General features: G+C 63.0%; 24 protein-coding genes. 10 read left to right on the forward strand and 14 right to left on the reverse strand.

Translation table 11 applies throughout. The features are described 5' to 3' along the window. The first annotated feature begins 49 nt into the window (after positions 1-49). Positions 50-1,396: an LLM class flavin-dependent oxidoreductase gene (locus WD767_15095; GenBank protein MEX2617417.1), complete on the forward strand. Its 1,347-nt coding sequence runs from the start codon at positions 50-52 to the stop codon at positions 1,394-1,396. A 71-nt stretch (positions 1,397-1,467) separates the two neighbouring features. Here WD767_15095 and WD767_15100 read toward each other — a convergent pair whose 3' ends face one another. Together WD767_15100 and WD767_15105 are read right to left on the reverse strand one after the other, a co-directional pair. After that, entirely contained in the window at positions 1,468-2,340 is an 873-nt protein-coding gene (locus WD767_15100; protein ID MEX2617418.1) for a TauD/TfdA family dioxygenase, read from the reverse strand. Between the two features lie 72 nt (positions 2,341-2,412). Beyond that, positions 2,413-3,345 (reverse strand): LysR family transcriptional regulator, encoded by a 933-nt coding sequence (locus WD767_15105; GenBank protein MEX2617419.1) that lies wholly within the window; start codon positions 3,343-3,345, stop codon positions 2,413-2,415. A 140-nt stretch (positions 3,346-3,485) separates the two neighbouring features. On the opposite strand from WD767_15105, the gene WD767_15110 reads away from it, so the two are divergent. Next, a complete protein-coding gene (locus tag WD767_15110) occupies positions 3,486-3,716 on the forward strand; it encodes a hypothetical protein (GenBank protein ID MEX2617420.1) in 231 nt (76 codons plus the stop codon). Positions 3,717-3,761: 45 nt separating this feature from the next. Here WD767_15110 and WD767_15115 read toward each other — a convergent pair whose 3' ends face one another. Further along, the gene (locus WD767_15115; GenBank protein MEX2617421.1) at positions 3,762-4,151 is read right to left on the reverse strand and encodes a hypothetical protein; all 390 of its coding nucleotides are present in this window, start codon (positions 4,149-4,151) and stop codon (positions 3,762-3,764) included. A gap of 458 nt (positions 4,152-4,609) precedes the next feature. Between WD767_15115 and WD767_15120 the strand changes: the two genes are divergently transcribed. Both WD767_15120 and WD767_15125 read left to right on the forward strand, forming a co-directional pair. Next, entirely contained in the window at positions 4,610-5,011 is a 402-nt protein-coding gene (locus WD767_15120) for a GFA family protein (protein ID MEX2617422.1), read from the forward strand. 1 nt (position 5,012) lies between these two features. Continuing rightward, positions 5,013-5,858, forward strand: a complete 846-nt coding sequence (locus tag WD767_15125; protein MEX2617423.1) for an enoyl-CoA hydratase-related protein — start codon at positions 5,013-5,015, stop codon at positions 5,856-5,858. A gap of 4 nt (positions 5,859-5,862) precedes the next feature. On the opposite strand, the gene WD767_15130 is transcribed toward WD767_15125, so the two are convergent. The 5 genes from WD767_15130 to WD767_15150 form a co-directional block, all read right to left on the reverse strand. Continuing rightward, positions 5,863-6,651, reverse strand: a complete 789-nt coding sequence (locus WD767_15130; GenBank protein MEX2617424.1) for a hypothetical protein — start codon at positions 6,649-6,651, stop codon at positions 5,863-5,865. Continuing rightward, complete coding sequence (gene pyrC / locus WD767_15135; GenBank protein ID MEX2617425.1) at positions 6,651-7,742, reverse strand: dihydroorotase; 1,092 nt, start codon at positions 7,740-7,742, stop codon at positions 6,651-6,653. Before pyrC ends, WD767_15130 begins: the two co-directional genes overlap by 1 nt. 356 nt (positions 7,743-8,098) lie before the next feature. Further along, a complete protein-coding gene (locus WD767_15140; protein MEX2617426.1) occupies positions 8,099-8,698 on the reverse strand; it encodes a DUF4276 family protein in 600 nt (199 codons plus the stop codon). Beyond that, on the reverse strand, positions 8,698-9,906 hold the full coding sequence (locus WD767_15145; protein ID MEX2617427.1) for an AAA family ATPase: 1,209 nt from the start codon (positions 9,904-9,906) through the stop codon (positions 8,698-8,700). Before WD767_15145 ends, WD767_15140 begins: the two co-directional genes overlap by 1 nt. A 405-nt stretch (positions 9,907-10,311) precedes the next feature. Then, the gene (locus WD767_15150; protein ID MEX2617428.1) at positions 10,312-11,337 is read right to left on the reverse strand and encodes a TauD/TfdA family dioxygenase; all 1,026 of its coding nucleotides are present in this window, start codon (positions 11,335-11,337) and stop codon (positions 10,312-10,314) included. 141 nt (positions 11,338-11,478) lie between these two features. On the opposite strand from WD767_15150, the gene WD767_15155 reads away from it, so the two are divergent. The 4 genes from WD767_15155 (at position 11,479) to WD767_15170 (ending at position 15,207) form a co-directional block, all read left to right on the forward strand. Continuing rightward, a complete protein-coding gene (locus WD767_15155) occupies positions 11,479-12,519 on the forward strand; it encodes a 2-oxoglutarate and iron-dependent oxygenase domain-containing protein (GenBank protein ID MEX2617429.1) in 1,041 nt (346 codons plus the stop codon). Positions 12,520-12,851: 332 nt separating this feature from the next. Next, positions 12,852-14,156 carry a pilus assembly protein TadG-related protein gene (locus tag WD767_15160; GenBank protein MEX2617430.1) on the forward strand — a complete coding sequence of 435 codons (1,305 nt, stop codon included), beginning with the start codon at positions 12,852-12,854 and terminating at the stop codon, positions 14,154-14,156. 26 nt (positions 14,157-14,182) lie between these two features. Next, a complete protein-coding gene (locus WD767_15165; protein MEX2617431.1) occupies positions 14,183-14,713 on the forward strand; it encodes a TadE/TadG family type IV pilus assembly protein in 531 nt (176 codons plus the stop codon). 11 nt (positions 14,714-14,724) lie between these two features. After that, complete coding sequence (locus WD767_15170; GenBank protein ID MEX2617432.1) at positions 14,725-15,207, forward strand: TadE/TadG family type IV pilus assembly protein; 483 nt, start codon at positions 14,725-14,727, stop codon at positions 15,205-15,207. 73 nt (positions 15,208-15,280) lie between these two features. Here the strand turns inward: WD767_15170 and WD767_15175 are convergent, their stop codons facing one another. Both WD767_15175 and WD767_15180 read right to left on the reverse strand, forming a co-directional pair. Then, positions 15,281-15,769, reverse strand: coding sequence for a DUF892 family protein (locus WD767_15175; GenBank protein ID MEX2617433.1), 489 nt, complete (start codon positions 15,767-15,769; stop codon positions 15,281-15,283). 76 nt (positions 15,770-15,845) lie between these two features. Next, positions 15,846-16,067, reverse strand: a complete 222-nt coding sequence (locus WD767_15180) for a hypothetical protein (protein MEX2617434.1) — start codon at positions 16,065-16,067, stop codon at positions 15,846-15,848. Between the two features lie 264 nt (positions 16,068-16,331). On the opposite strand from WD767_15180, the gene WD767_15185 reads away from it, so the two are divergent. Beyond that, a complete protein-coding gene (locus WD767_15185; protein ID MEX2617435.1) occupies positions 16,332-17,483 on the forward strand; it encodes a hypothetical protein in 1,152 nt (383 codons plus the stop codon). A gap of 427 nt (positions 17,484-17,910) precedes the next feature. On the opposite strand, the gene WD767_15190 is transcribed toward WD767_15185, so the two are convergent. Next, positions 17,911-18,897 carry a hypothetical protein gene (locus WD767_15190; GenBank protein MEX2617436.1) on the reverse strand — a complete coding sequence of 329 codons (987 nt, stop codon included), beginning with the start codon at positions 18,895-18,897 and terminating at the stop codon, positions 17,911-17,913. Between the two features lie 763 nt (positions 18,898-19,660). Between WD767_15190 and WD767_15195 the strand changes: the two genes are divergently transcribed. Beyond that, the gene (locus WD767_15195; GenBank protein ID MEX2617437.1) at positions 19,661-20,572 is read left to right on the forward strand and encodes a DMT family transporter; all 912 of its coding nucleotides are present in this window, start codon (positions 19,661-19,663) and stop codon (positions 20,570-20,572) included. 282 nt (positions 20,573-20,854) lie between these two features. Here the strand turns inward: WD767_15195 and WD767_15200 are convergent, their stop codons facing one another. The 3 genes from WD767_15200 to WD767_15210 form a co-directional block, all read right to left on the reverse strand. Next, complete coding sequence (locus WD767_15200) at positions 20,855-21,685, reverse strand: ion transporter (protein ID MEX2617438.1); 831 nt, start codon at positions 21,683-21,685, stop codon at positions 20,855-20,857. Between the two features lie 140 nt (positions 21,686-21,825). Further along, positions 21,826-22,842, reverse strand: a complete 1,017-nt coding sequence (locus WD767_15205) for an LLM class flavin-dependent oxidoreductase (GenBank protein ID MEX2617439.1) — start codon at positions 22,840-22,842, stop codon at positions 21,826-21,828. A 150-nt stretch (positions 22,843-22,992) separates the two neighbouring features. After that, positions 22,993-24,222 (reverse strand): autotransporter outer membrane beta-barrel domain-containing protein, encoded by a 1,230-nt coding sequence (locus WD767_15210; protein ID MEX2617440.1) that lies wholly within the window; start codon positions 24,220-24,222, stop codon positions 22,993-22,995. Between the last annotated feature and the right edge of the window lie 4 nt (positions 24,223-24,226).

Raw genomic sequence — 24,226 nt, forward strand, 5'->3', positions numbered from 1 at the left:
ACAGGCGGGCCCCATGGACGAAGCTCGCGCCGGTCCTTATTATCCGCGCATGACACGAAAACTGCATCTCAACCTGTTTATCCATACCCGTGGCCATCACGAAGCCGCGTGGCGGCATAAGGACGCCTCGCCCCTGGCATTGAGCGACATCCGCTATTATGCGGATCTGGCCCAGCGGGCCGAAGCCGGGCTGTTCGATTCCATCTTCCTGGCGGACCAGCTGTCGCTGCGCTGGGATGTGAAGCGGGCGCCGCGCGTCTGGCTGGAACCGATCACGGCGCTGGGCGCGCTGGCCATGGCCACCGAACGCATCGGCCTGATCGCCACCGCCTCGACCACCTATTCCGAGCCGTTCAACCTGGCCCGGCAGTTCGCCTCGCTGGACCATATCAGCGGCGGCCGCGCCGGCTGGAACATCGTCACGTCATGGTCCGCCGACGCCGCGCGGAATTACGGCGGCGACAGCCAGGTCAGCCATGCGGACCGCTACGCCATCGCCGAGGAATACCTGCAGGCCGCCAAGGCGCTGTGGGACAGCTGGGCCGATGACGCGATCCTCGACGACCGCGACAGCGGGCTGTACGCCGATACGGACCGGATCCGCCCGATCAACCATGTCAGCGCGCATTACCGGGTCGAGGGTCCGCTGAACATGCCGCGCGGGCCGCAGGGCCGGCCGGTGCTGGTGCAGGCCGGATCCTCCGATGCTGGGCGGGGCTTCGCCGCGCGCCACGCGGAAGCGGTGTTCACCGCGCATATGGAACTGGCGACGGCGCAGGAATTCTACGCCGACCTGAAACGACGCGCGGCGGCGGAAGGCCGCGCCGCGGACCAGACCGTCGTCCTGCCGGGGCTGAGCCCGATCGTCGCCGCGACCGAAGCCGAAGCGCAGCGCATGGAGCAGGAACTCAACGACCTGGCCGATCCCGAAGTCGGCCGCCAGCGGCTGTCGGCCCGGTTCGGCGGGCATGATTTCACCCACCTGCCGATGGATACGCCGCTGAAACCGGAGGATTTCCCCGATCCCGCCACGGTGGAGGCGGCGCGCAGCCGCACCGAACTGATCGTCGGGCTGGTCCGGCGCGAAGGGCTGACCCTGCGGCAGCTGTTGTCGAAACTGGCCGGGGCGCGCGGGCATTTCACCTTTGCCGGCACGCCGGAACAGACCGCCGACCTGATCCAGAACTGGTTCGACAACGGCGCCGCCGACGGCTTCAACATCATGCCGCCGGTCCTTCCGGCCATGCTGGACACCTTCATCGAACAGGTCGTGCCGATCCTGCAGCAGCGCGGGCTGTTCCGCACGGAATACGAAGGCGCGACGCTGCGCGACCATTACGGGCTGGCGCGCCCGGACGCCGGCTTCGGCGCGGCGGGGGCGCAGGCGGCGGACTGAGCGCCGCTATCGCATCCGCCCGATAACCCCGGGCATCACGCAACCTGCCTTCTGCCTGGCGCGCAGCAGCCCTACACCGGAACGGTTCCGCGCAACACGGTGCGATGCAGGACGCGCGCATGTGTGGTGAAGTCGAAATCGTCCGACGCCCGGTGCACAAGACAGCGATTGTCCCACATGACAAGGTCGCCCGGCTGCCACCGGTGCCGGTAGACGAAACGCGGCGCCGTCGCATGCGCCAGCAGTTCCCCCAGCAGGGCGCGCCCCTCTTCGACGGGCAGTCCTTCGATATGCGATGTGTGATTGCCCAGATACAGCGCCTTGCGACCGGTATCGGGATGCGTGCGCACCAGTGGATGGGCGACCGGCGGCGCGCTCCGGGCCTCCTCTTCGGTCGCGGGACGGCTGCCCGAATTGATCCGCGACTGCGCCCAGCTGTGCACCGCCTTCATTCCGTCGATCCGGGCCTTTGTTGTTTCCGGCAACGCTTCGTAGGCAAGGTGCAGGTTCGCAAAGGCGGTATCGCCGCCCGCGGGCGGTACCTGCACGGCATAGAGCAGCGTCGCCATCGCCGGCACCGCCATGTAGGATGCATCCGTGTGCCAGAAATAGTTGCCGGGATTGGCCAGTACCTTTCTGTCCTTCAGCCGGCCCTCTGTATCGAGGTTCGTGACGACGTGCAGCGCCGGATAGTCCGCGCCGAGATAGTCGCGGTTGAGCGGCAGTTCGAGTTCCCCGAATCTTTCCGTGAACCGGATCTGCGCGGGCTTGTCCAGTTGCTGGCCGCGAAAGACGAGTATCTGGCTCGCCAGGAACGCGTCACGGATCGTGGCGAATTCGGCATCGGCCAGCGTGCCGCCGAGGTCGACCCCGGCTACCGCCGCGCCAAAGGCGCCATCGAGCGCCGCAATGCCGAGACTGTCGTGTTCCGCCGTCAGCGCCATACCAATACTCCCGCAACATAGCCCGTGGCGTAATTACGCTGCCGGCGGGGCCCGCCTGTCAAGACCAGCCGGTCAGTCCGGCGATGCGATATCGCGGTCCTGCGGCCAGATATCGCGCAATACGCCGAGGAAGGCCGCCGCCGCCGGGGTGAGTTCCCGGTCGCGGCGGACGATGATTCCCTGATGCTGCACCATCTCGCCCGACGCCAGCGGCCGCGACCCCACCCCTTCGGGATGCACGCTGGAGAGGATCATCGCGGGCGCGATCACGATCCCGAGCCCTTCCGCCACCAGCCGGAAGGCGGTGGTGAACAGGCCCACCGTATGGTGCGACGACATCCGGATTCCCGAGGAGACGATGGCGCTGTCCATCAACTGCCAGGCGGCCGAATCCGGGGTCATCCGGATCAGGGATTCGCCGTCGAGGTCCTGCAGCGTCACCGTCCGGCGGCGCAGCAGCCGATGCCCCCGGGGCAGCACGACGCGAAAGGACTGGTCGCCCAGCGGTTCGCCCGACAGGGGGTCGGTAACGCCGGTCGTGTCGCCCAGGCCGAAATCCGCGCCGCCGCCGCGCACCGCTTCCAGCACGCTGGACTGCACCCCTTCCATCAGCCGGATCTCGACGCTGGAAAAGCGGTGCGAATACGTCCGGATCGCCGCCGGCAGGATACCCTGCGCGATGGATATCTGCGAGGCGATCACGACCTGCCCGCGCTCCACAAGGGCCAGTTCGCGGATGTTGCGCATGCCCAGCCCGATATCGTCCAGCAGCCGTTCGGCCAGCGGGATGAATTCGCGCCCCGCCGGCGTCAGCGCCACCCGGCGCGTGGTGCGCATGAACATGGCGGCGCCGATCGCGTCCTCGGCCCGGCGGACGGTCCGCGTCAGGGTCGGCTGCGACACCCCCACATCGGCGGCGGCGGCGGCGAAATTGCCGTAGCGGGCCAGCGACACCAGCGCGCGGAGTTCGCGAACCCCCAGGTCGGGCAGTCTGTCACGGATCATGCGACGCCTCTATTCATACGTATACCGTATTAATATATCGTATCGTGTTTTTATTGCATTAATAAATTCCGATGGGATAATACCACCCGTATTCGCAGCACCGTTGCGACACCGGTTACAAAACAAAAGGAGAGTCGAAAATGACCGCATTCCCCAGCACGCCCGAACAGCAGGAAGCCCTGCGCCACCTGACGGCCGCCACCGCGTTTTCCGCCCTCACGAGCGGCGAAATGGAACTGGATATCCCCCGCCAGGCGGCGGCGATGCGGGCGGCCTTCACCTGCCGCTTCTTTGCAGCGCTCGGCGCGGCCTTGCACGACGCCGCCGAGGAACTGGTGGCCCCGCCGGTTCCGGCAGGTTCCTCGCGATAGTGAGCAGGCGGGTCCTGCCGGCGCCGTCATCGCGCCGCGAACCGCCTATTCGAACTTGTAGGCCATGTTCAGCAGGCTGGCGCATTCCCGCGCCACCATGTATTCCGGCTTTTCGCCGCCGGGGAAGGTGGCCCAGCCGGCCTGCATCAGATGGGTGTTGCGTTCCCAGGCGTTCACGCCCCTGAGTTCCGCCACCATGCCGTTTTCGGCCGTCGCGGCCTTTTCGAACCGTTCGGCGCAGATCGGCGCCAGCACCGCGACAACCGCCGCGTCCTCGGCGACCTGAACCCTTTCGGCGACGGTGCCGCTGAGGGTCCAGCCGCCCAGCCCGAAGCCGAAGCCGATCGTACCGACGACGCCGATCACGAGACCCTGCAACAGCCGCTTGCCGGACACGCCGTCGAGGATGTTTCGTATGGAGGTCGATTCAGTCATAAATTATCCATTTCATTTGCGGGAGCGAAAGAATCCGCCCCATCGCCCGCACCCTACCACAGAACCCCCGCCCGAGTCCGGTCCGCGTCCCGCCGCGCGTCATCCCGGCGCCCCGTCATCCCGGACAGGCCGCGCCCCCGCACCCGTCATCCCGGCGTCCCGTCAACCCGGACCGGCTGCGCCCCCGCACCCGTCATCCCGGACCCCGATCCGGGATCCATCGCCGCATCGCGCCTCGACCCGCACTGAAAGATCAGCCGCCGCATGGATCCCGGGTCAGGCCCGGGATGACACGATGCGGGGTGTCGGCATTGCGCGCATATGCGGGGCGTCGGGCTTGCGCGCATATGTCGCCGCCCGACGCCCGCCCGCCCGAGTCCGATCCGCGCCCCCCGATTGCGGCACAATCGCCGCAGGGGTAGGCTTTCCCGCAGGACGGCCATCACGGGAGGAAACCCATGAAGATCGACGGACAGTGCCATTGCGGGGCGATCGCCTATGAGGCGGAGGTCGACCCCGATTCCATCCGCCTCTGCCACTGCACCGATTGCCAGCAGCTCAGCGGATCGCCCTTCCGCGCCAATGTGAGCGCGCCGGCGGAGAGCTTCCGGCTGCTGCGCGGGAGCCCGAAAAGCTATATCAAGACGGCGGAAAGCGGCAGCAAGCGGCGGCACATGTTCTGCGGCGATTGCGGCGCGCCGATATCGTCCAGCGCGCCGGACAACCCGCCCGCCTATTCGTTGCGCGTCGGCATGATCGCCCAGCGCGCGCGGTTCCGCCCGGCGGGACAGATCTGGCGCCGCTCCGCCCTGCCTTGGGTCGATGAAATCGCCACCGTGCCGGCGAAGGAGAAAGGCTGACATGACCGCCTACCAACACCTGATCTACGAGAAGGCGGAATCGCGCCTCACCATCACCCTTAACCGCCCGGAAAGGATCAACGCGCTGAACGAGGCGCTGACCCGCGAGTTCGAAACCGCGATGCTCGCCGCCGAGGATGACGACGACATCAAGGTCGTGGTCCTGAAAGGCGCGGGGCGCGGCTTCTGTTCCGGGCATGACTACGGCCGGGAGCATTTCGTCCCCGGCGAGCGCGAGACCGGCGCCGATACCGAGGGCCACCGGATCGATTTCTCCAAGCGGCTGCGCGCCTATATGCGGGTCTGGGAAATCCCCAAGCCGGTGATCGCCCAGGTGCACGGGCCCTGCATCGCGGCGGGCACGATCCTGGCCGGGCTGGCGGATATCGTCGCGGTGGCGCATGACGCGAAGATCGGCCCGGTGGAGGCCGCGCCCGGCATGGTGCAGGGGCTGATCTGGGGCAGCTGGCTGCCGCTGGTGGGCCTGCGCAAGACCAAGGATTTCGCCTTCCTGCACGGCACGATGAACGGGATCGAGGCGGCGGGTTGCGGCTGGGCGACGAAATCGGTCCCGGCGGCGGAACTGGCCGACCTGGTCGACGACATGGCGGCGGAAATCGCCCGCGTGCCGCTGGAAATCCTGATGATGAAGAAACGCGCCATCAACCGCAGCGCCAACCAGATGGGCTTCCGCGAGATGATGGAGATCAACTTCGAGATGAGCCTCGCCGGTCATTTCAGCAACACGCGCGAGGAATGGACCGCGAAGCTGGAAAAGGACGGCTTCAAGCCGGTGATGGCGGAATGGAAGGCCGGGACGGTGTACGACCGGAACCGGAACCGGTGACGACTCAAAGCCGCAACAGCTTGCCGTAGCCCGGAATATCGGCCCGCACGCCGGACAGTTGCAGGCAGCGCCACAGGCTGGCCTGGTTCGCCGACAGGACCGGCCGTTTCAGGTCCGCCTCCAGCGCGTCCAGGATCGCCACGCAGCGGAACCCCGTCCCGGCGATGAGCACGCCATCCGCCTCCGCCGGGCAGCCGGCGGCGATCTGCGCCCGCAGCGGTTCGACCTCCTGCGCGAATCCCATGCCGCGCGGGTACATCTCGCCCGGCGGCACGTCCCGCCAGTCCGGGCCCGGGTCATGGCGCAGCGCGCCCGCCGGCGCGAAGCCGTGATCCTCGTAATAGCGCATGCCGGCCGCCATCGCCTCGTCATTGTACCAGGGCGGCATGACCAGCAGGGGCCGCCGCACGCCCGAGGCGCGCAGCGCCGCCATCGTATCCAGCCCGTTCGTGGTGACGGCGATATCCGGGCCGAGCATGCCGGACAGGTTCCGCGCCACCGCCTCGTCCCAGCCCTTGCCGCCCATGAAGCTGCTGGAACTGTGCCCGACCACGACGGCGGACAGCCGCATGGCCGCGAACTGCCGGGCGCCCCGGACCAGATCCTCCGCCGGATCGACCGCTGCCCGGCCCGCCCGCCAGCGCGCCCAGGGCGCCGATGCGGAAACGCGCGCGGCGTGCACCGATACGCCGGGCGGCAGCATGGCCCACCATTCGGCTTCCGGCACCGCCTCGCTGCCGACAATGAACATGCCGAACCGCGCCCGGCTGCCCCAGTTGTCATTGTTCAACATCACGCGCCCGTCTCGCGGCTCCACTTGCCGCCGCGTTCCGCCGCGCGCCATCCGATCGTTTCGCCCGCGTGGAACGGCACGACGCAGACCCCGCCATCCCCCGTCACCGCCTCCGGCACCGCAAGGTCCTCGCGGTGCAGGGTGACGGTGCCCTCGTTCAGCGGCAACCCGTAGAAGCGCGGCCCGAATTCCGACGCGAACCCCTCCAGCCGGTCGAGCGCCCCTTCCTCGTCGAAGGTCAGCGCGTAGCTTTCCAGCGCGGCGGGGGCGCAGAAGATGCCGGCGCAGCCGCAGGCGCTTTCCTTGTCGTGCCGGGGGTGCGGCGCGGAATCGGTGCCGAGGAAGAACTTCGGATCGCCCGAAGTCGCGGCCTCGCGCAGCGCCGTGCGGTGATGGCGGCGTTTCGCCACCGGCAGGCAATAGGCATGCGGCCGCATCCCGCCCGCGAACAGGGCGTTGCGGTCGATGCGCAGGTGGTGCGGGGTGATGGTGGCCGCCACGGTGGGCCCGGCGGCGCGGACGAACTGCACCGATTCCGCCGTGGTGATATGCTCCAGCACCAGTTTCAGCGCCGGAAAATCGCGCAGCAGCGGCGCCAGCACATCCTCCAGGAACCGCGCCTCGCGGTCGAAGATATCGATATCGGGCGAGGTCACCTCGCCATGCACCAGCAGCGGCATGCCGATCTCCTGCATCCGCGCCAGCACCGCATGGATATTGCGCACATCGGTGACGCCGAAGGCCGAATTGGTCGTCGCGCCCGCCGGGTAGAGCTTGCAGGCGGTAAAGACCCCGCGCTCGAACCCGGCCGCGATCTCGCCGGCATCGATCTCGTCGGTCAGGTAGGCGGTCATCAGCGGCGTGAAGCGCCGCCCCGCCGGCAGCGCCGCGAGGATACGCGCCCGGTAGGCCTCGGCGGCGGCGATGGTGGTCACCGGCGGCGCGAGGTTGGGCATGATAATGGCCCGCGCGAACTGCCGCGCCGTGAAATCGACGATCCCCGCCAGCATGGCCCCGTCGCGCAGATGCAGATGCCAGTCATCCGGCTCCCGGATGGTGAGGCTTCCGGGGGTTGACGCTTGTGTCGGCATGGCGGGGCTCCTTTGACGCCGCCCCGGAATGGCGGGGCAGGGCAGTGGCTTTGTTTTGTTGAGACGGAACCCTAGTCCGAATTGGCGGTGTCGGAAAGCATGATGGGGCGGCGGTGGTGATTAACTTCGAATGCGGTGATTCCGGTCAAGACCTTCACCGACGGCCTGCCGACGCCCAATACCGCAACAACGAAACTAAAGGAGGACTAGAAATAGAAAGCCGCTTAAAATACCCCGGACGGAGCGGCGACTGTCACGCGAATACCATCACTGTACACACTGTACATAATTCAGTAATGCAAGAAGGTTAAGAAGACAAACCATCACTCTACAAATTCAATATGCTTTATTAAAATTTAATCAGCCATAAGGTTACCATATATTTCCCGGTAAAATTTATCAAATGATGAAGATAATCGTGCTTCATTAATATCGAATATTGACGTTAATCTAGCTTGATCTACTGTTTCTTGATAAAATTCATTATCCCCAAAGTAATTTCGTTCAAGGTATCCTTTGGCATCACGAATAGACTCCGAATCATCTGGTGGTTCTGCTATATCAGAAATACCCCGAGTCCCTCTAAGTGACTTAATCGCTTTCAAGAACCAAGATTCATACTCTTTATTCGCTATAACAACAATAATAGTTATATCATCCCTCTTAATTCGACCAAAGATTGATTGCGCTAGCGTTACTGGGCAGTCGTCATCCGCATCTAACAAAACCAGTATAAACCCAGGGACATCTTTACTACTAATTCGTCGTTTTCCAAGCTCGATAGCTTTCTTGAGATCTTCACTATTATCGGACAACATTCGTCCACGTGGAACTCGATGAGGATCCAAAATATCTAAGTCATAAATTCCACAAAACTCTTGAGCTATCCTCCTGAGCAAAACAGGAACAGCTCGCACCTCTCCATGCCCTTCTACAATTGAATATATTGCTGCCATTAGGATTGGCCAAAAAGGTCTCTATCCGATATTCTCTTAGGTTTTAATTTAGAATTAGGTGTTAACTGGTTCACTCTAAGTAAATCTCCCGCAGTATAAAGAGATTCTCTAATAGCCGATACTGCAGCTTCATCCACAGGCAAAATCTGAGTTTCACCTTCTATATTTTGAACCGCCAAAATTGAATCGCTCTTGATATCTGGATGATCAAGCAAGTCAGGACTATGCGTCGTTGCTAATACCTGCTCTTTTTTTGACGCTTCAAATAATGCGTCCATAATTATACTTGCAGCCGCGGGGTGAATAGTGATTTCGGGTTCTTCAATTGCTACAAACGGTATTGATTTACCTTCAGTAACTGTTTGATGAAATAGCGCTGTAAGTATACCTAAAGAGCGCAATGTCCCATCTGACATATATGCTGCATGAAATCTCCAAGGATGAGATTGACCTTGTACCGCCTGTCGAAACTCCAAAGTCTCTCTTGGACCATAGCTTTTATGGCTTACTTCTTCAATTCCTGGAACAATTTGTTTTAAATATTCTTGTATTCTCTGAAGATTTTCTGGCTGATCCTCCCGAAGCCTCTTAATCACAGCCGCTAGATTCCAACCATTTCGATCAAGCCTATCACCGCTGTCATGAGGTTGTAACTCTTTAATCGGTTCTGGATGAATATTATAAAAACTCATCCCTGATAGGGCATCAAACAAAACCCGAAATTCTGCAACACCTGAAATCGAAGTCAGATACAATCGGTCAGATTCTACTTTAGGCCTGAGTGTTTGAAATTCTTCACTAGCATTGATTACATTGCCATCCTCGACAACAAAAAACGCGTCTGTCAATCCTTCTTTAGAGACAGTCGCTTGTTCGCGCTGAACTGTGAAGGCACCCTCAGGCTTAGCCCCTACGCGCAAAGCGTAATGACCATTCATCCCATTTCCCAAGTTTAGACGTAGGCTAATTGCAAAATGCGTCGGATGACCACCTGATCTTCTCCTAACTTCGTTAATCCCACCACGCTGGCGTATCGCGTATTCTAATGTAGAATTAAGTGCATCTGAAATTAATCGAAAGCCGTCAATAAAATTACTTTTTCCAGCGCCATTTGGTCCAACCAAAAGAGAAATATCACGTAAATCGACCCGACAAGTTGATATACTTTTAAAGTTCTTTAATATTACCTGTCGAATCAGCGTCGCCATTCGCAGCCTCATTATAATAGTGTCCAGTTATGTTATATTACATAATACATAAAAATCTAAACAATTTTCTGCGTTTAAATGATTTAGTTAACAATTCTAACGTTCATTTCAATATTCTACAGAAAAAGAATTAAACCATGCTCCATTGTGCATCCACTGTAATTTTACTTTTATAGGCAATGAAATATTATACAAACTTCATATTTGAGCTTAATAGTGGTTTTTATTTTTAAAATTACTTCAAAATACTCATCGATTATTTATAACGCGCCGAACTCGTCCGCCGCATGTTTTTCCCTCGCTCCCTAAGCCACCTACGCCATGATGCCGGTCCGCCACCAATACCTTAGCCCGTCCTCCGCGATCCTTGCCTTACGCACATTGGCCGCATCCCCACCGGGGCCCTCACTCCGCAACCGCCACCCCCCGCCGCGACCCCGTATTATAGCGGTTGGCGAAATCGGGCGCGAGTTGGCGGCCCTCACCGTCGCGGCGGTTGACCCACAGGCGCAGCAGCAGGCGCCGGCGGTCGCGTTCCGGCCAGTCGGTGAAGTTGGAACGCGCGTGCAGCACCATGTGGTTGTTGAGCAGTTGCAGGTCGCCGGGGCGCATCTCGAAATCCAGCCGCATGGCCGGGTCGAGGGTCAGGCGGGCGATTTCGTCCACCGCCGCCTTCTCCATCCCCGAGAGCGGCTGGCCCATCTTTTCCGCCGCTGTCTCGATGGCGCGTTTGTTGTAGCGGCAGGACAGGCGGCCGTCGTAGAAGCTGTAGACCGGCACGCGGTGGCTTGTCACCTCGTTCGCCTTGCCGGTCACGCCCTCGCCGCGCACGTCGTAATGGAAGCCGCGATACAGCAGGTCGATCCATTCCGGATGGCGCGCCAGGATGTCGTTGTAGATCGCCATGCTGCTGGCGATGGTGCTCTGCCCGCCCTCCCGCGCCTGGCGCACGCAAAGCAGCCCGACGATGTCGGAGGAATCGTTGTGCGGGTGCAGCCGCGCGCTGGTGGTGTAGCCGCGGGCGTTGGCCGCGTCGATATCGACCCCGACATCCTCCACCCGGCCGATCAGGTCGCCCTTCGCGTTCTGCGAGATCATGTCGCCGAGATGCACGGCGATGCCCCAGTACAGCCGGTACAGCGCCGCCTCGTCATGGCGGTCGACCGGGATGCCGCGCAGCAGCGCGAAGCCGCGGCCGGTCTCCAGCTCGTCCAGCACGCCGGCCAGCGCCGGGCCGAGGGTCGGCAGGGGAAAGGCCTCGCGGGTGAATTCCAGCGGCGCCAGCCCGGCCCGGGTGACGCCGTCCAGCGCCGCGTCGAGTTCGGCCAGTTCGGCCGCGCTGAGGTGATGGGCCCAGTCGTCGCGCCCCGCATATTCGGGACCGCGCCAGGCGGAAGGGTCGGTGATCGGGCCGGTCATCTGCTCATGCATGGGGGCTTCCTGACAGGTGCTGCAAGGGGACAGGCGATGCGCGGGACATCCTCCCCAAATCGTGCCGCATATCCGGGGCGCTGACAACCGGGCGGCGCATCGGCTATCATCGCCCGGTGGCGGCGAAAAGGGAGGACGGCGATGCATCTGTTCGAACGGCACGCACCGGCGGATATGGACGCGGCGGCGGCGCGGATTCCGGTGCTCGACCTCGGGCCGTATTTCGCCGGGGCTGCGGGGGCGCGCGCGGCGCTGGCGGCGGAAATCCGGCAAGCCTGCGAGGATGTGGGCTTTTTCTACATTCGCCGCCACGGCATTCCGGACGCGCCGATCGCCCGCGCCTTCGCCGAATCGAAGCGCTTCCACGCCCTGCCGCTGGCCGCCAAGCAGGCGCTGTCGCTGGATGCGGGGAATATCGGCTACCTGGCGATGAACGCCAGCACCCAGGGCCATTCGACGGTGCACAGGGCGACGAAGCCGAACCAGAACGAATCCTATTTCGTCACCCACGAAACCGACCCGGCCGCGCCCGGCGCCATGCCGCTGACGCCGAAGCGCGGGCGCAACGCCTGGCCCGACGGGCTGCCCGGGTTCCGCGAAGGGGTGATGGCGTATTTCGACGCGGTGCACGCGCTGGCGCAGAAGATGCTGCCGGCGTTTTCGGTTTCGCTGGGCATGGCGCCGGATTTCCTCGCGCCGATGTTCACCGATGGCGGCCATGTGCAGCTGCGCTTCCTGCATTACCCGCCGACGCGGATCGGCGACAACGACTTCGGCACCGGGCCGCATACGGACAACAGCTTCTTCACCATCCTCGCGCGCATGGACGTGCCGGGGCTGCGCATCCGCATGCCGTCCGGCGAGTGGGTGGTGCCGCCGCTGATTCCCGGCACGCTGCTGGTCAATATCGGCAATTACGCACGGCGCATGAGCAACGACCGCTTCCTGTCCACCCCGCACGGGGTGATCGTGGAGGGCGATGCGGACCGCTACGCCATCGCCTATTTCCACAGCCCGACATCGACCAACGTGATTTCGGTGCTGCCGCCCTTCGTCGACGCGGACCACCCGCCGAAATACGAGCCGGCGCTGATGGCCGACCTGATCCAGGAATTCTGGAGCGCCAATTACGCGCACCAGCCGGGCTTCGGAACCGTCGCGCCGCGCCACCGCCATGGCTGAAGGGGATTGAACGCCCCCTCCGCCTGAACCGGGCGCCCGCCACCGGCAGAGCGGCCCCGGCGGGCCTTTTTCCATGATTATGGGAAGGCGCCGGTTCGCGCCCGGTTTGCGGCATTCGCAAAATGCACAAAATACGCAAAATACACTGAAAATTATTCGTAATATTTATTCAAACAATACCTCATTTTTCCCCGATATTATTACAATAAATTTATTTTGACTGTCCTGTAAAACAGTCATTATTGTAATGACGAAGGTGTTACTGCCCGTTATTACTCGTTTCATTTTTGCATGTTCCGGGCGGAAACGCCGTGGCTATACGTGAGGGAATCATGAAGAAAATCAGGTTCGGACCCGCCGTTCAATCCAGGTTCAGGGACCTCTTGTCCGACCGGCGCGGCTCGATGATCACGCTGGCGGCGGTTTCCATGACGGCGGTGCTCGGCTTTACCGGCATGGGCATCGATGTCGCCATGTGGTATTCGGAAAAGCGCCAGACCCAGACCATCGCCGACGCCGCCGCCGTCGCCGCGACCTATGCGATACGGGAAGGCGCCGACCTGACCGGCGTGGATTCCGCCGCGCGGGTCGAGGCGATCCGCAACGGATTTACGGAAACCTCCGGCAATCTTCTGACCGTCGCCAATGCCGATCCCCTTGCGACGCCGGGCAGCGCCATCCCCCTGGCCAATATCACCGTGACGCGCAAGGTGCCCTTCTTTCTGGCCGGCCTGTTCCTGGACGACGAGCCCTCGGTTTCCGCCAGCGCGACCGGCGGCGTCCGCACGCTGGGCAGTATCTGCGTCATCGGGCTGGACGAGGATGCCGGACGGACCGTGGAATTCATCGGCAATACCTATGCGAATGTCGGCTGCGGCGTCGCCTCGAATTCGAGCAGCAATGACGCGCTGTATGTCGGCGGCAACGCGACGCTGATCGCCAACCCGGCGCAGTCGTTCGGCGATATCGTCGTCGACGGCAGCGGCGAACTGATCACCCAGCAGCCGCCGATGCCGTTCTCGCCGCGCGTCCCGGACCCGTTCAAGGACAGGCAGTTCCCGCCGCTCAGCGGCTCGTGCGACTTCAACGGCCTCACCGTCGACAGCGACCAGACCATCGGCCCCGCCCTGTCGGGCGGCACGGTGCGGATCTGCGGCGATTTCACGGTCAAGCCGAACCGGACCCTCACGATGCAGGCCGGCATCTACTTCGTCGACAGCGGTAACGTGCTGTTCCAGGGCAATGTGACCGGCGACGGCGTCACGATCGTCCTGACCAGCGAAAATCCGGCCAGTATCGGCGAAATCGACATCCGGGCGCAGAGCGTCGTCACCCTGACCGCGCCGACCATCGGCGAATACGCCGGGATCGTCGTGCACCAGGATGCCGCCGCCGGCGAATCCGGCGACAACAAGTTCAACGGCGGCGCGGCGCTCACCTTCGTCGGGGCAGTCTACATCAAGAACCAGCCGGTCACCTATAACGGCGGATCGGATATCGACGGCTGCACCATGATCGTCGCCCGCATCGTGAAGTTCAGCGGCACGTCCTATCTGCGCAATACCGTATCGCTGTGCGAATCCGTCGGGCTGGACGGCGATTCCGCCCCCCAGGAGCAGGTCGTCCTGCTGCAGTAGACCCGACCGTGAAGGAGGAGTGTTTCATGTTCCAGTCATTCAAAGCGCGCGCCCTTCGCACGGTGTCGCCGCGACGCCTGCTGCGGGACAGCCGCGGCATCGTCTCGATCGAGACCGCGGTGATGGCGTCGGTGATCTCGGTGCTGGCGCTTGGCGTGTTCGACTTCTCGATGGCCTACACCCGGCAGTCGGAACTGTCGAACGCGGTGCGGGCCGGCGTGCAGTTCGCCCTGGTCCGGCGGCCCTCCATCGGCCCCAGCGCGGATGAACAGGAGTCGATCATATCCCTGCAGACGATCCGGGAGGCGGTGATCAATTCCGCCAGCTACCTGGACGGCGACCCGGGCGCGGACAAGCTCAGCGCCTCGGTGTTCTGCCAGTGCCCCGATGAACAGGCCGTGACCTGCGTGTCCGAACCGGACGTGCCGCTGGCCTGCAGCCCGCGCCGGACGTTTCTGCAGATCACGCTGAAGAGCGACTATACGCCGATCTTCAACTACCCGCTGGTCCCGGACACGATCCCGCTGGAAGCCTCCAACTCCGTCCGCCTGAACTAGGGATGCGGCACATGACCCCGACCGTGATGACGATGAAGAAAACAGCCGGCGACCTTACCGCCGCCTGCGCCGCCATCCTGCGCCGGCTGGGCAGGGAAGCCCGCGGCGCGATCGCCGTGGAATTCGCGTTGACCGTTCCCATCATGCTGACGGCCATCTTCGGCACCATGGAACTGGGCCGGATGGGCTTCACGCAGGCCGCCCTGCAGCATGCGGCGGAGGAAGCGACCCGGTTCGCCATCGTGCGCGAGGGGCAGATCACCGCGGCGGATATCGAGGCGTATGCCGCGTCGAAACTGACCGGCGTGTTCGATCGCGACGCCGCCGTGATCGCCGCCGCCGCGCCCATCGATCCCGTGACGGGCACCAGCCTGCTGTCGGTCCAGGTCAATTACGAATACCAGTTCCTGCTGCCCTTCCTGCCGAACGGGGGTATCCAGCTGTCCGGCAATTCCAGCGGCTTTATCGCCTTCCCGCCCGTCCTGACGAATTAGGGCAGGTCCCGAACAGAGTGCACCGCTGCGCGGGACCTGGCACCTGCCATGGCGCCGCGGCGAAGTAAGGGCGTTACAGCGCCTCGGGGTTGACGCTGGCCTTCGCCAGCTGGGTCAGCGAACTGTCGGCCGCCTTCGCCTCGTCGAGGATCGCGTGCAGCGCGCCTGCGTCGTCGTCGAGGCCCAGCTGGTTCGCCCAGGTGGCGAGCGATCCGTAGACCGCCATCCCGTAGTGTTCGACACGTTGCGCCGAGGCGATAAGCCCGGCGTCGCGGCAGGCGGGATCGTCGACCATGCCGGCCCATTTATCGGCCTCGGCAAGGATCGTCTGCATCGACTGGTCGCGATGCGCGCGCGGCTCGGCGCCATGGCGTTGCAGGATCGCGTCCATTTTTTCCAGATGAGAGCGCGTTTCGCCCAGCTGTTTGTCGAAGGCCTGCTTCAGGTTTCCGGCGCTCGCCGTCTCCTTCATTTTCGGCAGGGCGTCGGAAAGCTGCGCCTCGACCGAGCGGGCTTCCTGAAGCTCGGCCACATACAGATCCTTGAGTGATTCGATGTTCATTGTCGTCCTCCATCGTTCAGGTTTTGCAAATTTCGGTTCAGGCTTCGGCCCGCGCCCCCGTGCGGACCCGCAGGCGTCACCCGACAGCGACCGGCGTCGCCGCCCACGGCCAGGCGATCACGAGCAGACCAAGCCAGAAGAGTATCAGGATCAACGCCGCTGTTGCGGCGGCGGCGGCGGACGGCCCGTACCGCCAGTAGCCGCCGCGGCGATACACCCCGCGCTCATACGTATAGGGCCAGGTCGGCCATGCGAGGATGACGGCCAGCAACAGGAGCATCAGCAACCAGAACCACATGTGTCATCTCCTTTCCTGCCTTTGACGCGCGGCGGCATATGTCCGTCATATTTTTCTTTAACGTCGGGACCGGGCGTCGGGTTCCACGCCTCGCCGCGCCATATGGCGGGGAATGGCGATGGCGATGGCGTTGCCACGGAACAGGCCGGACGGACAATGGCCGTCAAGCGGGCGACCCAGCAATGCAAACGGGTGCTTTAAAACCTTCCCTGTATCAACCGGATATATTATGAAGTAGCAAAACAGCCGCAGGTGGCACGGAACATGGATCGCTCGCAACTCCGCAACATGATCGAGTCGGGCCGGTCGGTCGCGCTCGACTGCTACGCGATCGGCAGGTCGATTCCCCCCGACGACTCGGTGGGTCGGCTGTTCCGGAACGATGTGCTGAACAAATCCGTCCTGATAAAGCGCTACGAAAAGGCGCTGCCGACGGCGCGCCAGTCGATGATCGTCAACACGCTCGTCTATTTTCCCTATGATTTCGACAACCCCTATGACGGCGGCGAATCGCTGAGCTTCAGCGACGGCAGGTTCTACAGGGCCCTGGGGGAGAAGGTTTCCAGCGGCAGCCAGACCGATGAGATCCGCGAACGCATTGAACAGGACATGAATATCCTTGCACTGCTCGATTCGATGCACAGCCTCGATCCGTTCCTGTTCAAGAGCAAGGCCGAGCAGGCGGAAATCGCAGGCGGCATTCACCCTTACTATTTCGCGATTTCCAACCAGGAATGGGACAAGATCAGGATCCCGATCCGGGAGAAGATCTCCCGGCTGGTCACGATGGCGCTGGGTTCCGTCGCGGAAGGGACAGGCGACAGGGCGCGCGAACAGTATGTGGAACGGTTCCTCACGAAAATCTGGCAGGCGCGCGACGTGGAGGGCATCGAACCCTTCATCAGGGCGATGCAGATATCGCCCGAAAAGGCGCCCGAGGTGTTCTTCGCCTGGAAGGCCGTCTGCTATTATCAGGTCCGGTTCAGCGAACTGCTCGACAGGCTGAAGACGATGTACCAGTGGGTGGGGCATAACCAGCTCTGCTACCCGGTCGACCATGTCAGGCTGCCGCAGGAACAGCAATCGCGTATAAGGGCGCGGCGCGGCGCCTTGCGGGAGAAGATGAAAGAGGGCTATGTCGCCGCGCAAAGAGTCATCAGCTCCTATGAGCTCAGCTACCAGAGATTCGTCGAGGACGACATGCCCCAGCTGTTCATCAAGTTCCTGGGCGATGCGGAAAACTCATACCTCGGCCTTGCGGCGCACGTGTCCGTCGCGACGCACAGCGTCAATCTCTGGAAGTGGTATGTCGCGGAATACGGCGCCGAATTGCGCCATGCGCAGTTCATGGAGCTTTTCGACGGGCTGACCATGCTAAATGGCGTCGAGAACGCCAGGGGCGCACAGACGGTGTGACGCGGTGCGGGAAGCCGGGTATGAGACGTTTCCGGGTTTGGCGGCGGGGCGGGTGCGGCGCCAGGAAAGCGCGCAGCGGAAATGCTGCCACCTAAAGTTGTTATGGACGCTCCGCCAAAGGTGAACTCGGCTTCCTGCTAACTAACAAGGCGTTTACCGCACGCCGCCATGTAGCTAGGCGGCGCTCTGTCAGGTAACTTATCGCGAGACAACTCCCAAGGATGGCGGCGATCAAAACCAGTGAAAGTACTTTGCTGACATCCGTCAGTAATGCACCGCCAACCTGCGTTAAAGGTCGATGCGAAATCGGTGACAGTGCACTTTTTATTTCCTCGCGCCAAAAATAGTGCACTGTCACCGATTTCGGAATTGCCGCCACCGTCCCGCCATCTTGTCCGGTACTCGGGGATGAGAACCAATTGGCGCGCTAAAGGTCCGCGTCCACGTCGATATACGCCTTCGCCGGCCATGCATTGCATGTCAGGTACATGGCGAACCCGCTTTTCAGGTCGAACGTGTCGGGGAACATGGCCCAGAGGTAGAACTTGTCGAAATCCTCATGCCCGAAGAATGACAAGCTGCTCGGCACCAGCGCATTCGGATGATTGAAATGGAACGTGTCCATCGCGCTGAAATGCACGTCGTATCCGATATTTGTCCGGAGAGGGGACTTCAGTCGGATCACGCCGAAAGCGTTGGTCGCATCCGCGCAAACCAGGGCGCCGGGGATGACCGTTGCATTTCCGAAACGGTTTAGCCGCTGGTAATAGGATAAACAGTCTTGCAGATCCGCGCGGGCATTCAGGATAGGCGCGTAATCCGCAATGCCGGGTATTGCCCGGATTCCGGTCACGTCGAACCAGTCTTCAGGCCCGGCCGTCCCGGCGAAATGGCCGTCAATAACGACTGCCATCTCCGTTGCATTCGATGGAATATCGAATGTCGGGAAATACTGCGCGCCGGCAGCGGTCAGCGGGTAACGAGCCCGCCCGGCCAGCGCCTGCCCTGCCCACGACCCGTTACCGAAGGCCTGGCTGCCTTCGTCGAACCCGGTGCCATAGAACACGGATACCGACATCAGCCCGTCCCCATCGGTCCAGCCCGTCGACTTGCGCGCCGCGATCGGGACGGTGATCTGCCCGCCCGCCAGCCGCATGGAAACGTCTGAAGGAATGGTCTGCATGATGCAGCAGTCCCCCTCGTAAACGCTGCCCGGCTTCCGGTGGAGGCGGCAGGCGTGCGGGAAGCCCATGAATCCCGGGATTTGCTTGACGTCCACCTGATCGCTGTTCTGATTGACCCACCAGCGGTCGAAGGTGAAGCCCCCAGGGCCATCGAACATGACCTGTGTGCCGGGCTGCACCATGGATCGTTGCGCATAGCGGAAATCGCCGTTGACGAGCACGTTACCCATGACTGAACCCCGCGCCGCCAGCGCGCCGGACAGGGCGAATCCCGTTGACAAAGAGAGGAATGTGCGACGGTTCATATCGCATAAATAGCACACCTTCCGCCGCTCGGAACGTCTTTGTGTCCTGATTCATGATCTTTTCTCCCGTTGCGCGTAGCGGGTCAGTGCAGCGGGTCCGGGGTGGTGTATTGCATCAATGCACAAACCGAGACGCTACCCGTTTCCCATACTTCTTGACATTTTACATAGTTTGATGTATTTTTTCCTATTTCCTGGCGGGCAGGGCAGAGACGTTCCAGGACCGGAGAGCCCCTCACCCTTCCCGCTCCCCCCGAAGACGGTTCAGCCTTCGACGAGACGGGGTCCGCCTTGAGCGGCTGTATGCCCGCCAATGCCGGTCAATCATGCCAGCGCCGCGCGGGCCGGGATGATAACAAATGTCAAGCAATGTTAATCGGGGCGGAAAGTTTTCGCCGCACAGGACGAGGCAAACCGTGCGTGGCAAACCGTGGAAGACGCGTACCGCCGGGAACGATAAAAAATGATGACCGATGTTAAGCGATGTTAAGCGATGTTAATCGAGGAGAATTTTTTCGCCGGCCGTTGCGGAACGCCCGCAACCGCGAACCGATGCCAATTTTTACCGATCGGTGCTAGATATCGGGGGGCGCGGCGCGCGTCGCGCCTGCCGCGATGCCAGGAAAAGCCGATAAATGCCGATAAATGCCGATGAAAAACACTTTTTCGCCGCCGGCGGCCACGCGCCGTGACCGCGCCGCCGAAAGCGGGGGCGCTGTCCGGCAGCCTCGGCGGGATCGCGCTGATGATCGCGGCGTCGGTGGTGCTGATCTTCCAGCATTCCACCGCCAAGTGGCTGTCGGCGGACCTGTCGATGCTGGAGATCGTGTTCTTCCGCACGGTCACGGCGCTGCTGTTCTTCGTGCCGTGGATTTTCCGCTCCGGCCTGGCGATCTTCCGGACCGAGCGGCTGGGGCTGCATATGTGCCGCGCCGGGCTGCAGACGCTGTCCGCCTTCGGCTTCTTCATCGCCCTGTCGGTGGCGCCGCTGGCGACGGTGACGGCGCTGCAGTTCACCACGCCGATCTTCGCCGTGCTGATCGGCATCGTCGTGCTGGGCGAGCGGGTGAGCGTGCGGCGCTGGTCGGCGATCATCGCGGGCTTCGCCGGGACGGTGGTGATCATCCGGCCGGACGCCGCCAGCTTCGAATGGGGCACGCTGCTGGTGCTGGGCTCGGCGCTGTGCTGGGCCGGGGCGATCATCGTCATCAAGACCCTGGGGCGGACCGATTCCAGCGTGACCATCACCGCCTATATGTACCTGCTGATGACGCCGGTCACGCTGGCGGCGGCGCTGATCGACTGGACCTGGCCGACGCCGGAACAATACGCCTGGCTGATCGCCATCGGGCTGTCGGGGGCGCTGGCGCATCTGCTGATGGCGGAGGCCCTGCGCCGCGCGCCGACGCATGTGGTCTCGCCGTTCGAGTTCTTCCGCCTGATCTGGGCGACGCTGATCGGCATCTTCATCTTCGGCGACCCGCCGGATGTGTATGTCTGGGCCGGGGGGCTGATCGTGATGGCCAGCGTCAGCTACATCGCCTGGCGCGAACACACGCTGGCGAAGGCGGCGAAGGCGGCGAGGGCGGCCGGACGATGAGGGTGGGGGACACGCGGCGCGTGGAAATTATGCGCTTTCAGCAGATTTCGACCCGGCGCCCCCTCACCCTGCCCTCTCCCCCAAATTGGGGCGAGGGTGCAAAGAAATGGGTGGACGAGGGCGGCCTGCACTCCCTCTCTGCCCCATTGGGGCGGAGAGGGTCGGGGTGAGGTGGGGCGGCGGAGCCGTCTGCGCGGCGCGGGATGCCAGGAAATGCCAATAAAAGCCAATAATCCGATACTTTTTCTCTCTCCTTCAGGCGGGGGAATCGGGGGGCGCGCCTCAGCGTGTGCGCAGCGCCGCCACTTCCGCGCGCAGGGCGCGGATTTCGGCCAGGATCTCGTCCCGGTCTTTCTGCCCCTGCGCGACCTGCGCCTGTTCGGCGGCGCGGACCGCCGCGTTTTCCTCCGCGTGCTGGGACTGCATCGCATCCACCACGATGCCGATGAACAGGTTCAGCACGGTGAAGGTCGTCAGCAGGATGAAGGGCACGAAGAACATCCAGGCCAGCGGGAAGGTTTCCATCAGCGGCCGCACCACGCCCATCGACCAGCTTTCCAGCGTCATGATCTGGAACAGGGTGAAGGCCGAGGCGCCGACGCCGCCGAACCAGTCCGGGAAGGCCGCGCCGAACAGGTTGGTCGCCATCACCGAGAAGACATAGAAGACCAGCGCCAGCAGCGCGATGATCGAGCCCATGCCGGGGATTGCATGCAGCAGCGCGCCGATCACCCGGCGCATCGACGGCACGGTGGAGACCAGCCGCAGCACGCGCAGCACCCGCAGCGCACGCAGCACGGACAGGCTGCCGGTCGCCGGGATCAGGGCGATGCCGACGACGATGAAGTCGAACAGGTTCCACGGATCGCGGTAGAACCGGGTGCGGTAGACGGCGATCTTGATCGCCAGTTCCAGCACGAAGACGCCCAGCACCGCCCGGTCCAGCGCGACCAGCAGCCCGCCGACCGCGTCCATGACCGCGGCGCTGGTTTCCAGCCCGAGGGTGATCGCGTTGACCACGATCAGCGCCGTGATGGCGCGCTGGAATACCGTCGATTCGACCGCCGCCCGCATCCTGTCTGTCAGTGTCGTCGTGTTCACGCTGTCTGTCATCGGCCGCCGTCCTTCCGCTTGCTCCCGCCCGGCGTGGATATAGGGGCAACGCGGCGGCGGTGCAATCCGTTACGGCGGCTCATGCCATTTCGCGGATCGCCCGACCGGTGGCGCAACGTTCGGCTTCGGCGGTCATGCGGTCAGAGCCCCTGCCGGACGCGGGGGAAGACCTCCTCGGCCAGCAGCTGCATGCTCTCCATGGAGCGGGCGACCTCCAGCCCCGGCCAGTGCATGCTCATCACGATGTGGTTCATGCCGACGCGCCTGTTGAACCTGACGATCTGCTCGGCCACATCGTCCGGCGAGCCGATGAAGAAGCGGTCCTTCAGCAGTTCCTCGAAGGGCTGGCCCAGCTCGTCCTTCGAATCCGACCGCGACCGGCCGAGGCCCCATTCGTGATAGGCCCTGTACTTGGTCATGATCGGCCCAGCGGCGAGGCGATAGGCTTCCTCGCGGGTGGGGGCGCAGAATACCTCGCGGCGCAGCGGGAACTCGTCGGGGAAGGGCTTGCCTTCGGCGTCCAGCGCGCGCCTGTAGGTCTCGACCTGGCTTTCCAGTTCCTCCAGCCGGTCGTTCGGACCGACATACCAGCAGTTGCCCATGCGCGCCGCCCGGCGGATGACCGCGTCGGCGCTGCCGCCGATCCAGATGGGCGGCATCGGCTTCTGCACCGGCTTGGCCGAACAGCCGGCGTCGATCAGTTCGAAATGGGAGCCCTTCATGGTGACCGTTTCCTCGGTCCACAGCCGTTTGATGGCGGTCAGGTTCTCCTCGAAGCGGCCGGCGCGCTCGGCCTTCGAGGTGCCGAAGGCGGCCAGTTCGACATCGCGGTAGCCGACGCCGCAGCCGAAGATCAGCTTGCCGTTGGTGATGATGTCCAGCGTACCCAGCTGTTCGGCCACGTCCAGCGGCTTGTGCAGCGGCAGCAGCAGCACCCCGGTGTTAAGCCGCAGGCCGGGCGCCTCGGCGGCGACCCGGCACAGGAAGGGAACCTGCTGCAGGTCCTGCAGGGGATGGGTGCTGTAATGCGCGCCCTTGGTGATGGAGTGGTAGCCCAGCCTTTCCGCCAGGCGCGCCTGTTCCATCATTTCCGCGAACCGGTCGGCGACATTGTCCCCCGCCGGAAACTGGCCCCGCATCATGATCCCGAACTGCATCGACATGGCTTTCCCCCATCATGTTTCTGTATTGCCGTGACTTTAGGAGACGACCCGCCGGATTGGCCAATGCTTTGTTCCCGGCCCGCCGGTCAGGCGGGGAGGCGGGTTAAACACGACACGGCATCTGGCGAAGATGGATGCGCCGGGTCAGAATTCGACGCGCAGCCCGGCGGTATACCGCTGGCGGTCGAGGTCCTTGTAAGACACCAGCGTTTCCACATCGACGAAGGGCATCCAGCCGTTCGGCAGGACGAACAGCAGGCTGGCGCCCAGGTTGACATAGTCGCGGTCCGGTTTGTCGGTGGAAACCGCGAGGCTGTTCGCCGCCCCGGTCTGCGCGAAGGAGGTGGTGATGGAGCGCACGTCCCTGTCGAATTCATGCTCGTATTCGACGCGCATCTGCGGCACCAGGACGCCCCAGTCGGTGCTGGCGGCATAGCTGCCCTGGAACCCGGCTGTCGTCGTCAGCGACGTCACGGAGTCTTCGCCGATGGTCATGTTGAGCCCCGTTCCGCTGCGATCCTCCTCGGTATAGCCCTGGATCACGCTGCGGCTGTAACTGACCCGGACATAGGGGCCAAAGCTGAACGCATTGCGGTAGAAGTCGTACCCCATGCCGACGCTGGCGCTGTATTCCTGGCCATGGGTTTCGCCGACCGTGCTGATTCCGGCCGCGAAATTCCGCGCCGTGTTCTGGAAGATCGCGTTGCGGTCGAAGGTGTAATCCGTGTAGCCGTAGCCCAGCGTTCCGTCGATATGGAAGCTGTCGGTCACGTTGTAGCTGGAGTAGACGTTGACCAGCAGGCTGTCCGATCGTGTACCGCCCTCGTCGCCGCCCGGATTGAAGCCCACACCGGGCTGGTCCGGATCGAATTTCGACTCGCTGTGGTCGTAGCCCAGCAGCGCGCCGACCACCAGCTTGTCGCCGACGCGGTAGTCGCCGCCGAACTGAAAGCCGGTTTTCCAGCCGTCATAGCCTTTTTCGTTGTCGATATCGAGCAGCCGGTCGCGGTCGAAGATTTCGCCCGTCAGGTTCAGAAACAGGCTGAGCGCGCCGAATTCCACCGAATTGCCGGCATTGCGGCCGGTCGGGATTCCGGCCTTTTCCTGTCGTTCCCTGTCGAGCCGCTCCTGCGCTTCGCGCATCATCGTCTTCGCCCGGCTGAGCGACAGGTCGTTGCTTGTCAGCGCCTGTGACGGGTTCATGGATGATTCCGCGTCGCCCGACAACAGCGATCCGGGCGCGTTGCCGCATGAGGTCGCCATGTCGCCAACCGCGCCGGTACAGGCGGTAATGAACAGGTCTTCGAGCGCCTGGTTCGCGGCGAACGCGCCTTGCGCCGCAAACAGGACCGCACTGCCCGCCGCGACCGTCAAAGCC

The sequence above is a fragment of the Alphaproteobacteria bacterium genome (assembly GCA_040905865.1).
Classification (GTDB): domain Bacteria; phylum Pseudomonadota; class Alphaproteobacteria; order UBA8366.

Coding starts and splice junctions, on each gene's coding strand:
- WD767_15175 (MEX2617433.1), bottom strand. CDS start 15,769: ATGAACATCGAATCACTCAAGGATCTGTATGTGGCCGAGCTTCAGGAA.
- WD767_15190 (MEX2617436.1), bottom strand. CDS start 18,897: ATGGGTAACGTGCTCGTCAACGGCGATTTCCGCTATGCGCAACGATCC.
- WD767_15200 (MEX2617438.1), bottom strand. CDS start 21,685: ATGACAGACAGCGTGAACACGACGACACTGACAGACAGGATGCGGGCG.
- WD767_15170 (MEX2617432.1), top strand. CDS start 14,725: ATGACCCCGACCGTGATGACGATGAAGAAAACAGCCGGCGACCTTACC.
- WD767_15105 (MEX2617419.1), bottom strand. CDS start 3,345: ATGATCCGTGACAGACTGCCCGACCTGGGGGTTCGCGAACTCCGCGCG.
- WD767_15115 (MEX2617421.1), bottom strand. CDS start 4,151: ATGACTGAATCGACCTCCATACGAAACATCCTCGACGGCGTGTCCGGC.
- pyrC (MEX2617425.1), bottom strand. CDS start 7,742: ATGCCGACACAAGCGTCAACCCCCGGAAGCCTCACCATCCGGGAGCCG.
- WD767_15160 (MEX2617430.1), top strand. CDS start 12,852: ATGAAGAAAATCAGGTTCGGACCCGCCGTTCAATCCAGGTTCAGGGAC.
- WD767_15110 (MEX2617420.1), top strand. CDS start 3,486: ATGACCGCATTCCCCAGCACGCCCGAACAGCAGGAAGCCCTGCGCCAC.
- WD767_15100 (MEX2617418.1), bottom strand. CDS start 2,340: ATGGCGCTGACGGCGGAACACGACAGTCTCGGCATTGCGGCGCTCGAT.
- WD767_15145 (MEX2617427.1), bottom strand. CDS start 9,906: ATGGCGACGCTGATTCGACAGGTAATATTAAAGAACTTTAAAAGTATA.
- WD767_15205 (MEX2617439.1), bottom strand. CDS start 22,842: ATGCAGTTCGGGATCATGATGCGGGGCCAGTTTCCGGCGGGGGACAAT.
- WD767_15185 (MEX2617435.1), top strand. CDS start 16,332: ATGGATCGCTCGCAACTCCGCAACATGATCGAGTCGGGCCGGTCGGTC.
- WD767_15140 (MEX2617426.1), bottom strand. CDS start 8,698: ATGGCAGCAATATATTCAATTGTAGAAGGGCATGGAGAGGTGCGAGCT.
- WD767_15130 (MEX2617424.1), bottom strand. CDS start 6,651: ATGTTGAACAATGACAACTGGGGCAGCCGGGCGCGGTTCGGCATGTTC.
- WD767_15125 (MEX2617423.1), top strand. CDS start 5,013: ATGACCGCCTACCAACACCTGATCTACGAGAAGGCGGAATCGCGCCTC.
- WD767_15120 (MEX2617422.1), top strand. CDS start 4,610: ATGAAGATCGACGGACAGTGCCATTGCGGGGCGATCGCCTATGAGGCG.
- WD767_15095 (MEX2617417.1), top strand. CDS start 50: ATGACACGAAAACTGCATCTCAACCTGTTTATCCATACCCGTGGCCAT.
- WD767_15165 (MEX2617431.1), top strand. CDS start 14,183: ATGTTCCAGTCATTCAAAGCGCGCGCCCTTCGCACGGTGTCGCCGCGA.
- WD767_15155 (MEX2617429.1), top strand. CDS start 11,479: ATGCATCTGTTCGAACGGCACGCACCGGCGGATATGGACGCGGCGGCG.
- WD767_15180 (MEX2617434.1), bottom strand. CDS start 16,067: ATGTGGTTCTGGTTGCTGATGCTCCTGTTGCTGGCCGTCATCCTCGCA.
- WD767_15150 (MEX2617428.1), bottom strand. CDS start 11,337: ATGCATGAGCAGATGACCGGCCCGATCACCGACCCTTCCGCCTGGCGC.